Here is a 2,831-nt window from a genome sequence, read left to right on the forward strand (position 1 = left end):
TAACCGAAAAATCTTTCCGGTCATTGCGATCGATCAAAGACCGCTCACGCAGGATTGGCGATGGTTGCCCGGACGATCATCTATGTTACCCTCTTCCGTGAGCGTTGAATGCGAATTGCCGACGGCCTTGTGAGCCGCAGGGCCACCACAAAATATGACCGCGCCGCCCGGCGCCGGTGGGGAGGGCCCTTGTTCAGCAGCCGATTCGTCATTCGAATTGTTGCGTTTCTACTTATCCCCTTAGCTCTTGTTGCATTGCTGCCGCGTCCGGCCATGGCTGCGAGCCGGCTGCCCGAATTTCTGCAGAAATTGATGCCTTCTGACGTTTTTCCGGGCGCTGACAGATTCGGCGCCGTCGAGGGCACGCCGCCGGTGGCGGCCGCCTTCGCGGGAAACAGGCATCTCGGCTACGTCTATCTCAACAGCGACGTCGTGAACTCGGTCGGCTATTCGGGCAAGCCGATCAACATCGTCATCGGTCTTTCCGATGCTGGCGTCATCGTCGGCGCAAAGCTCGTCGAGCATCATGAGCCCATCGTCCTGATCGGAATTCCGCAATCCAAGGTCGAGCATTTCATCCAGGGCTATGTCGGACTGAACTACAGGGACATTCCGTCCGTAACGCGCAACGGTCCGCCCGTGGATATCGTCAGCGGCGCCACCGTCAGCATGATGGTGATAGGCGACAGCATCACGCGCTCGGCGATCGCGATTGCGCGTGCCACGGGACTCGAGGGTCCGGGGCAGACGGGCGGGCAGGCGGCGCCGCAGGAAACGCGCGTCGTCGACGAGCAAAAATCCTCCGTCGAGGACTGGCAGACATTGATCGGCGATGGCTCGGTGCGGCGGCTGCATCTGACGGTCGGCGAGATCAACAAGGCGTTCGAGCGGACGGGCAACCGGGGCGCCATCCGCCATCCCGAGGCCGGCGATGCGGACGATACCTTCATCGACCTTTATGTGGCGCTTGTCAGCGTGCCGTCGATCGGCAGGAGCCTTCTCGGCGAGGAGGGATGGGAGCGGCTGAAGCAACGCCTCCAGCCCGGCCAGCAGGCGCTCCTCATCGGCGGGGAGGGAGAGTATTCGTTCAAGGGCTCGGGCTATGTGCGCGGCGGGATCTTCGACCGGATCGAGCTGCTGCAGGATGAAAACAGCATCCGTTTCCGCGACAGGAACCATCAGAGGATCGGCGACATCGAGGCGGAAGGCGCGCCGGAACTGCCGGAGATCGGCCTTTTCACCGTGCCGCGCGGCATGGCCTTCGATCCGGCGGCGCCATGGCGTCTGCAACTGCTTGTCCAGCGCGCTTACGGCGCGCGCGACAAGGCCTTCCTGACCTTCGATCTCGGCTACACGTTGCCCGGAAAATACACGCGGGTTGCGCAGCGGCCGGCCGCCGTCGGGGTGCCGCCAGCGCCAGCCTCATCCTCGGCGCTTGCAGGCGAGATCGGATCGACGCAGGCGGAGAGTGCCTTGCCCGGCGCTCCGGCCGAAGAACCTCTCTGGCAGAAGATTTGGCGGACAAAGCTCATCCAGATCGCGGTGCTGCTGGTGGCGCTGCTGATCCTCACCGCCGTCTTCTTCTTTCAGGACTGGCTCGTGCGCCGTCCCGTCTTCTATGAGCGGTTCCGCATTGGTTTTCTCGTCTTCACGCTCGTATGGCTCGGCTGGTATGCGCAGGCGCAGCTTTCCGTCGTCAATGTGCTGACTTTCTCCAACGCGCTCAGAACCGATTTCCATTGGGAATATTTCCTGATGGACCCGCTGATCTTCATTCTGTGGTTCGCGGTCGTCGCCTCGATCCTGTTCTGGAATCGCGGCGCCTTCTGTGGCTGGCTCTGCCCCTTCGGCGCGCTTCAGGAACTCACCAACAAGGCGGGGCGCCTGCTCGGCATCCGCCAGATCGAGGTGCCGTTCGGCCTGCATCAGCGGCTCTGGGCGCTGAAATACATCATCTTCCTCGTCCTGTTCGGCCTCGCCCTCTACGATCTCGCGCTGGCCGAGCGCATGTCCGAGGTCGAGCCTTTCAAGACGGCGATCGTGCTGAGGTTTATCCGTAGCTGGCCGTTCGTCGCCTTTGCCGTCGCGCTGCTTGTCGCCAATCTCTTCATCGAGCGCTTCTTCTGCCGCTATCTCTGCCCGCTGGGCGCGGCGCTCGCCATCCCGGCGCGCATCCGCATGTTCGACTGGCTGCGCCGCTATCGTGCTTGCGGCAATCCCTGCCAGCGCTGCGCCAATGAGTGCCCGGTGCAGGCGATCCATCCCGACGGCGTCATCAATCCGAACGAGTGCATCCAGTGCCTGCACTGCCAGATGCTCTATCACCACGACCAGAAATGCCCGGTGATGATCCAGAAGAGGCTGAAAGAAGAGAGAAGGCTTGTCGTGACGACGTCGAAGGGGAGGGCCGCGCGTACGGAAGCGCCGGCTCCCTCGTCAGCGGGAAAATGAACCCTGGAGCAATTCGCTCCGTATAAAGAGGAGCCAATCATGGCCAATGAGAGCGAAAAAGGAGTGAGCCGCCGCGGCCTATTGAGTGGCACCGCGACGGTCGCGGGCGTGGCGGGGCTCGTCGGGGCGACGGGCGGCCTCGCGGCATCGGACCTGATCGCTGCCGCGCAGGCGGCGGAAAAGAAAAAGTCGAAGGGGCTCAGCGCCGAAGTTCTCCCCGGCGATCTCGACGAATATTACGGCTTCTCGTCCAGCGGCCAGACCGGCGAGGTGCGCATCATCGGCATCCCCTCCATGCGCGAGCTGATGCGCATCCCCGTTTTCAACAGATGCAGCGCCACCGGCTGGGGCCAGACCAATGAGAGCCTGAAGATCCTGAC

General features: G+C 62.8%; 1 protein-coding gene and 1 pseudogene. Both read left to right on the plus strand.

Translation table 11 applies throughout. The annotated features are described in order from the left end of the window. Positions 1-312: 312 nt before the first annotated feature. Entirely contained in the window at positions 313-2,451 is a 2,139-nt protein-coding gene (locus WBG82_RS07595) for a 4Fe-4S binding protein (protein ID WP_424423293.1), read from the plus strand. A gap of 39 nt (positions 2,452-2,490) precedes the next feature. Then, a pseudogene (locus tag WBG82_RS07600) lies at positions 2,491-2,831 on the plus strand (TAT-dependent nitrous-oxide reductase); the annotation flags it as partial.

It is taken from the genome of Parvibaculum sp. (assembly GCF_049671045.1).
Classification (GTDB): Bacteria; Pseudomonadota; Alphaproteobacteria; order Parvibaculales; family Parvibaculaceae; genus Parvibaculum.

Excerpts from the sequence above, each read along its gene's own strand:
- WBG82_RS07595 (WP_424423293.1), top strand. The coding sequence starts at position 313 with ATGCCTTCTGACGTTTTTCCGGGCGCTGACAGATTCGGCGCCGTCGAG.